The sequence below is a fragment of the uncultured Ligilactobacillus sp. genome (genome assembly GCF_948826705.1).
Classification (GTDB): domain Bacteria; phylum Bacillota; class Bacilli; order Lactobacillales; family Lactobacillaceae; genus Ligilactobacillus.
In genome coordinates, this window is sequence record NZ_CAQLEL010000151.1 from 24,145 (window position 1) to 31,527 (window position 7,383).

Consider the following 7,383-nt stretch of genomic DNA (forward strand, 5'->3'; position numbering starts at 1 on the left):
AACACAAAACATGTTGCTTAATAAATAGCGCGAGCTCCACCATGATGTTGGTGGGGGCCCGCGCTATTTATATGGCACTAAATTTTTAGTTTGTCAGCGTGATCACAGTTTGGAGTGGAACATCATATTCATCTACTGACCACTGTGCCGTTGGATAAGCCATTGCTGGAGCTACCAAAGATACAGTATTTCCTGGGAAATCTTTTAAATAGCGATCATAGTAACCTCCACCAAAACCTAAGCGGATCTTGCTGTCCAAAGCGTAGGCTATGCCCGGAACGATCAAAAGATCTATATCAGTTTGAACTTTTTTAGCATCATATTTAGGTTCTAAGACACCAAACTTACTCATCTCAAAATCTTTTTCTATGTCTGCTGGTAAAAAGACCATCTGGCGCTTCGGCAACGTACGCGGATAAAAAACTTTTTTCCCCTCACGTTTAGCCTGAATACTTATCGCCTCAGTTGGTACTTCAAGTTCGCCTGCCATCGTTAGCCCTACTGTTTGCGCTTGTTGCCAAATGTCTGTAGTAAATAATTTTTCTGCCAACTTACTTCCAGAAGCATTAGTCTCTAGCGTCGCACTGGCTAATTTTTTTAATTGTCGTTTACGAAATTCTATTTTAGTCTGCATCAGTATCCCCCCTCACCTCAAGCATAAGCTACTCGATACAAAAAAAGCAACCGCCAATAACTGGCGGTTGCTTAAGTGTGTTATTTCATTGTTTAGGAGAAATTTTAGTCTTTTGCTTCTGTTTCATCAGCATTTTCTTTACGTTCGGCGATAACTAAAACTCCATCTTTCATATCGGCTTCTAGATGCTTAACATCAATGTTATCCAAGTAGAAGTCAGTTACTTTATCACGAATTTGTTGTTCGATGACACGACGCAATGGACGAGCACCCATAGCTTCATCGTAACCTTGTTCGATCAAGAATTCCTTAGCAGGTTCAGAAACTTCTAAGTCTAAGCCCTTCTTAGCCAAGTTGCGGTTTACATCAGCTAACATCAAGTCAACGATGTGATGCAAGTCTTCCTTAGTCAAGTGTGAGAATTCGATGACCGCGTTGAAACGGTTCAAGAATTCAGGTCTGAAGTATGGAGCTAACTTCTTCATGATCTCTTCGTCTTTTTCTTCATCGCCTGTCAAAGCTTCGTTACCAAAGCCAGCGTTTGAAGTTGCAATGATCACTGTGTTCTTGAAGTTGACCGTATTACCTTGACCATCTGTTAAGCGACCATCATCAAGCACTTGTAATAACAAGGTGATAACTTGTGGATCAGCTTTTTCGATCTCATCTAACAAAACGATCGAGTATGGTTGACGACGAACACGTTCAGTCAAAGTATTGCTGTTGTCATCATAGCCAACATAACCTGCTGTTGTACCGATCAACTTGGAAACAGCTGTCCGATCTGAGTATTCGGACATATCTAAGCGGATGATCGCATCTTTGTTACCAAACATGTCATAAGCTAATTGTTTAGCTAATTCTGTCTTACCAACACCTGTAGGCCCAACGAATAAGAAGGAACCAATTGGACGGTTACCATCGTCAAAGCCAGCACGGTTACGACGGATAGCACGTGAAACAGCTTCAACAGCTTCATCTTGGCCAATAACTTTGCCCTTCAAACGGCTTTCGATATTACGCAAGCGTTCGATGTCACTTGCACCCATCTTAGATACAGGGATACCTGTCAAACGTTCAACAGATTGAGCTACATCATCGACTGTTGCTGTAACTTTTTGTGCTTCTGAATTGCTGTTTAATTTTGCTTCTAATTCATCGATCTTAGCTTTAACATTCAAAGCTTCTTCGTAATCTTCCTTATCAGCAGCAGCTTGTTGTTCATCTTTAGCTTTCTTGATCTGGGCTTCGATCTGCTTAGCATCTGTAACTGTGTGTTGTGATGCTAAGTGAGCAGCAGTCATATCTACTAAGTCGATCGCTTTATCAGGTAATGTCCGTTGTGGGATATATTGTACTGATAAGTCAACGGCTGCTTTCAAAACATCGTCTGGTAAGACAACATTGTGGTGGTCTTCGTAAAGTTTACGGATACCTTCCAAGATCTTGAAAGTATCTTCTGGTGTAGGTTCATTAACGACAACTTCATTGAAACGCCGTGCTAAAGCAGCATTTTTCAAAATAGTGTTACGATATTCGTCTTGTGTCGTTGCACCGATAACTGAAATTTCGCCTCGAGACAATGCAGGTTTCAAAATATCAGCTAATCCTTTCGAACCACTATCACCACCGGTCGAACCAGCACCTAAAATTTGGTGGATCTCATCAAAGAACAAAATGATGTTACCAGCTTCTTTGACTTCATTGACCAAGTTTTGGATGTTTTCTTCAAAACTACCACGATATTGTGTCCCAGCTTCAAGTGAAGAAATATCAATACTTACGATCTCTTTATTCTTGATCGCAGCTGGTACATCGCCGTTCACGATCGCTTGTGCTAAGCCTTCAACAACAGCTGTCTTACCAACACCAGCATCCCCAACTAAAACAGGATTGTTCTTCGTCCGACGAGCCAAGATCTCAGCTGTTTCTTGAATCTCTTTCTTACGTCCAACAACTGGATCTAACTTACCTTCACGTGCATCTTGTGTCAAATTACGACCTAGCTTTTGCAAAACACTACCTTCTTGTTGGCCGGCTTGTTGTTGCATTGCAGCTTGTTGTTGCATCGCAGCTTGTTGTTGTGCTTGGTTTGGCAAGCGACCTGTTTGACGATATTGTCTAAATTCTTCAGGTGTAACTTCGTGGCCATTGATCATGTAACGGCTACTTTCTGAACTTAAACCGTTGTTACCCCATAATTGATTAAAAATGTCGTCCATGTCTCCAAATGGATCTGTATATCTAGCCATAAATAATCCCTCACTTTTTTTACTTAAATAATTTTCTAAATTTATAACGCTTGTAATATACAACTTATAATTTTACATTGCAAACAAAAACACTTGTCTGCAGAAAAAAGCCCAAGCGATCAACCAGAGCTTTTTAAATCATAAATCGCAATACTACATTACTTCCAATTCATATAGTTTTCTTCTAGCTCTTGCAAAACTTGCCACATCGTTGCATGTTGTGCCCTAGCTAAGGCATCAAGATCACGCAAATTCAAGGAAGTTGCACGAGTTTGTTGTTTGTTAAACGATTTATGAAGGGTCGTATAACCATAACCCGACCTCTTGGATACCTCATAAATACTCAATTCCTTTTCACGCAGGTAACCTTTGATGTCGATCTCCATTGGTTCTCACCTCCACAAAAATAATTATACCACATTTGTGATACTTTACAAGTGTAAAATACCACAAATGTGAAATATATTTTTAAACTTTATTTTTAAGTAGTAAGTAAAAAAATAACCCCTACCACAAGTAGGAGTTAGGCAAACTTATTTAGATCACAGGACGCGGACAGAATTTTGGCATCAATTCGTCAAAATCATATTCTTCCAAAGCTACTAAGCCTTCTTTTGTAACATCAAAATAAGCTGTCAAACCTTGGGCGATCATCAAGTTGACTTCTTTTTTTGGATCAAATTGCACAACGATCACTGGGGTCTTGGTCGCATAAGCATAACCGATCTCAAAGGCTGTCCCTGAATCCGGTTCGTTTTCTTTAGTCTCTTCTAATTTGTAGTCCACGATCGCTACGACTACATCGCTAGCATCGATCTGATTAGTATCAAGGCCAAAAGTAGCTTTTTGCCACTCAAAGCTTCCAAATTCAGCTGCTTTATATTCATGTTCATGGGGAATAAAGATATTTTTAGGATCGATCGTTTTATTATTGCTCAAAGCAGCTTTAACTTTAGCGATCCGTCTTTTTTGAGCTGGACTAAAAAACGGTGATGCAAGATATACAGATTTCATTTTGTGGCCTCCTAAACTAAGTATATTTTCAGTATACGTGACTAAAATCAGCAAAAGCAAGTTATTATTATCGGATCGATCTATGCTATCTTCAATAAGCCTACTCCCACAACATGTTGTGGTTAATTTTAAAAAAACACAAGATAAGCTTTATTTTTGATCGATTTCCGAGTATGATTGTAGAGGTACTTAAATAATTTAACACTAACCAGATCTTATAGGAAAGGATGCTTCAATCATTTTGATCACACTATCAGGAATCATCGGCTCTGGGAAGTCGAGTTTAACCGAAATCTTAGCTCAAGAATTAGGCACTAAAGCATATTACGAACCCGTCAAAGATAACCCCGTTTTACCTATCTTCTACAAAGGTAACGAGATCGCCGCTAAAAAGCGCGCTGCTGGCGATAAAGATGCAACTAACCCATATGCCTACCTCTTGCAAACATTCTTCTTAAACCGCCGTTTTGCGATGATCAAGGCTGCTATGCAAGAAGACAACAATATCTTGGACCGCTCGATCTACGAAGACGAGATCTTCATGAAGATGAACACCGAAATGGGCAACGCAACTGAAGTCGAATACGACATCTACAAGAGCTTACTTTCAAATATGATGGAAGAACTTCCATTTGCTTCCCATAAGAAGTCACCTGATTTGATGATCACGATCAAAGTGTCCTACGATACAATGTTAAAGCGTATCGAAAAACGTGGTCGGGATTACGAACTAGTCGAACGTGATCCTTCCTTAGTTGAATACTACCAACGTCTCTTACGTCATTACGATGTTTGGATGGAAGAATACGATTCTTCGCCACTTTTGATCATTGATGGCGACAAATACGATTTTGTTGGCAGTGTGGCTGATCGGATCGCAGTCTTGGAACAAGTCGAAGAAAAACTTTACGAACTAAACAAGATCAGTAAAGAACAACTTGCCAAACTAAAGAAACAACATCTTGAATTATTAAATGAAGTTGGGTGATAATAGAGCTGAGAGCACTTTCTCAGCTCTATTTTTTATGGAAGAAGGTTTTGTTATATGGAAAAAACTGGATGTAAAGATCTCAAAAAGACACTTTGGGTCGGTCTTGCCTGCTTAATAACATTCAATATCGCTATTTTAGAAGCACTTATCATCTTAGATCCAAAAGATACCGATAAAAGTGGCATCCCGTACTTTTTTGCAGTCGCAGCCGAATTGTTCATCATCTTTGTCGCTACGAATAAAAAGACACAACGCCACTTTTTTGATGTTTATCGTCAACCAACTGCACAAGAATTTTTTCAATGGGTCTGCTTTTTAGGTCTGACGCAGGTCATTTTCAGCTACAATAGTGCTTTGATCGAGATGCTCTTAAACTTATTTCATCTGAGCGCCCAAAGCCAAGAAGAAAGTGCCACTGGAGCCACTGAAACGCTCTCGATGTTTATCTATGGATCATTTCTAGCTCCGTTTGGAGAAGAGATCTTATTTCGCGGTTTTTTCCTGCAAAACTTCAAACGCTATGGCACCCGCTTTGCAATTATTTTTTCAGCCTTTTTATTTGGAATCTACCATGGCAACATCGTCCAGACACCTTTCGCATTCATTTTAGGGATACTTTTAGGATACATCGCTGTTGTATACGGTTTGAAATACGCGATCTATGTCCACATTTTTAATAATATGGTCTTAGCTGATCTGATGGATCGCTTTTTGAGACTTTTCCCAGAAAATATAGCTACTAGCATAAACATCGTCATTATCGGCGGGCTGGCATTATTAGGCCTATATTATCTCTGGCGCAAATTTAGAATGCGCCAATACAAATTACTCGCCCCAGTTGATCGTACAGTCATAAAAGCCGCTGTCTGCAATTTACCCTTCTACATCTTGCTTGCTATCTGTCTATGGGAAATGATAAGCGGTTTGACCCCACTCAAGTAAGGGATATCGCTTGCAGATCTTTGAGCCAAGGGAGTATCATTAAATAAAGAAATAAAGGTAAGGTGATGCATGATGGCACTTAATTATGAACGTGTATTAGTAGCGATCGATGGTTCTAAGGGTTCCGAAGTAGCGTTGAAAACTGCGATCGATGTAACTAAAAGAAATAAGGCTCATTTAGATATTTTGCGTGTCTTAGACCTCAATTCACTCGAATACGGTGGCGCCGGGATCGCTTTAGACGGGGAACAGATCTATCGGATCGAACAAGAAAACGAAGCTTACTTACTCAAATTGCGTGAAGAACTCATTGAAAAGCACGGTTTTACGACCGATCAGATCAATGTCCATATTCGTTTTGGCAATCCTAAGATCGTGATCACCGAAGATTTCCAGCCCGAATACAACATTGACATGATCATCGTTGGTTCGACTGGTAAGAGTTTCTTACATCGGATCGTAACCGGTTCAGTGGCATCCCATGTCACAAGAGCTGCAAAATGTGATGTTTTGGTCGCTCGTTCGACCGCAGAAAATCTAAAATAATGCGAATTTGGTATGGATGAAGATCTCATACCATTTTTTGTCATTGCTCTTACGTAGCCTTGCCATTAGAACAAACTAAAAAACTAGTATTTCCATGATAAATAAAGACATCTTCAAATTCCGAACGTTGGAATTTGAAGATGTCTTTTACGTTATGGTCAAAAATCAGCTAATATCAGTCTTCTTTGCGTTTCTTTTTGCCTTTCAGTGCACCCAAGCCAGCAAGTCCAGCTAAACCTGTCAGAGCTGCTCCCAATGCTTTTGCTTTCTGTTCGTCTGTATCACCGGTTTGTGGTAATTCAGTCTTATTAGCACTTGGCATTGATGTTGTTTGCTTGTTAGCCGTCGTAGCTACGACTGGAGCTTCTTCTTTTTGGCTAGGTGTAGTTGTTGTCGCAGTTGTAGCTGCTTTGACTGTGATCGTGGTCTCAACGATATCAAAAGATCCGTCTGGATACGTCACTTTGACTAAGGCTTTGAATGTACCCACTTTTGAGGTATCTGGTGTTTGGACCCACTCAACTTTTGTGCCAGTTGGAAGTTCGCCCAAGTTAGCGATCGCATCCATTGCATTTGGCACTTGCCCTTGGATAACTTCAACTGGTTTAGTGATAGGTTCATACTTATCGGCATCCATACCTACTTTGATCGTCACTGTTACTTCGTCAGTCGAGCCGTCTGGGTACGTCACTACGATCGTGCCCGTCTTTTCTCCTGGTGTAGTTGTATCGATCGGGGTCTTCCATTCGTACTTCGTACCTGGTGGTAGATCGCCTTTGTTTGCAATACCTTCTTCTGCACTTGGCATTCCACCTATTGGTGTTGTGATGTCTTTACCTGTTGGTTCGTAGACATCTGCATCGGTACCTACTTTGATCGTCACTGTTACTTCATCAGTCGAGCCATCTGGGTACGTCACTACGATCGTGCCCGTCTTTTCTCCTGGTGTAGTTGTATCGATCGGGGTCTTCCATTCGTACTTCGTACCTGGTGGTAGATCGCCT

General features: G+C 40.5%; 8 protein-coding genes. 3 read left to right on the forward strand and 5 right to left on the reverse strand.

Annotation, left to right across the window (positions count from 1 at the left end):
- Nucleotides 1-85 precede the first annotated feature (85 nt).
- The 4 genes from Q9Q35_RS11485 to Q9Q35_RS11500 form a co-directional block, all read right to left on the reverse strand.
- Complete coding sequence (locus tag Q9Q35_RS11485) at nt 86-634, reverse strand: 5-formyltetrahydrofolate cyclo-ligase (RefSeq protein ID WP_304653489.1); 549 nt, start codon at nt 632-634, stop codon at nt 86-88.
- Nucleotides 635-738: 104 nt separating this feature from the next.
- On the reverse strand, nt 739-2,886 hold the full coding sequence (locus Q9Q35_RS11490; RefSeq protein WP_304653490.1) for an ATP-dependent Clp protease ATP-binding subunit: 2,148 nt from the start codon (nt 2,884-2,886) through the stop codon (nt 739-741).
- A 158-nt stretch (nt 2,887-3,044) separates the two neighbouring features.
- Nucleotides 3,045-3,272, reverse strand: coding sequence for a transcriptional regulator (locus Q9Q35_RS11495; protein ID WP_304653491.1), 228 nt, complete (start codon nt 3,270-3,272; stop codon nt 3,045-3,047).
- 151 nt (nt 3,273-3,423) lie between these two features.
- On the reverse strand, nt 3,424-3,900 hold the full coding sequence (locus tag Q9Q35_RS11500; RefSeq protein ID WP_304653492.1) for a nucleoside 2-deoxyribosyltransferase: 477 nt from the start codon (nt 3,898-3,900) through the stop codon (nt 3,424-3,426).
- Nucleotides 3,901-4,141: 241 nt separating this feature from the next.
- Here Q9Q35_RS11500 and Q9Q35_RS11505 point away from each other — a divergent pair, with 241 nt between their 5' ends.
- The 3 genes from Q9Q35_RS11505 (at nt 4,142) to Q9Q35_RS11515 (ending at nt 6,379) form a co-directional block, all read left to right on the forward strand.
- The gene (locus tag Q9Q35_RS11505) at nt 4,142-4,888 is read left to right on the forward strand and encodes a deoxynucleoside kinase (RefSeq protein WP_304653493.1); all 747 of its coding nucleotides are present in this window, start codon (nt 4,142-4,144) and stop codon (nt 4,886-4,888) included.
- Between the two features lie 57 nt (nt 4,889-4,945).
- Entirely contained in the window at nt 4,946-5,833 is an 888-nt protein-coding gene (locus Q9Q35_RS11510; RefSeq protein WP_304653494.1) for a CPBP family intramembrane glutamic endopeptidase, read from the forward strand.
- 72 nt (nt 5,834-5,905) lie between these two features.
- Complete coding sequence (locus Q9Q35_RS11515; RefSeq protein WP_304653495.1) at nt 5,906-6,379, forward strand: universal stress protein; 474 nt, start codon at nt 5,906-5,908, stop codon at nt 6,377-6,379.
- 175 nt (nt 6,380-6,554) lie between these two features.
- Here the strand turns inward: Q9Q35_RS11515 and Q9Q35_RS11520 are convergent.
- A partial coding sequence (locus Q9Q35_RS11520) for a Rib/alpha-like domain-containing protein (protein WP_304653496.1) occupies nt 6,555-7,383 on the reverse strand: 829 nt, incomplete at its 5' end.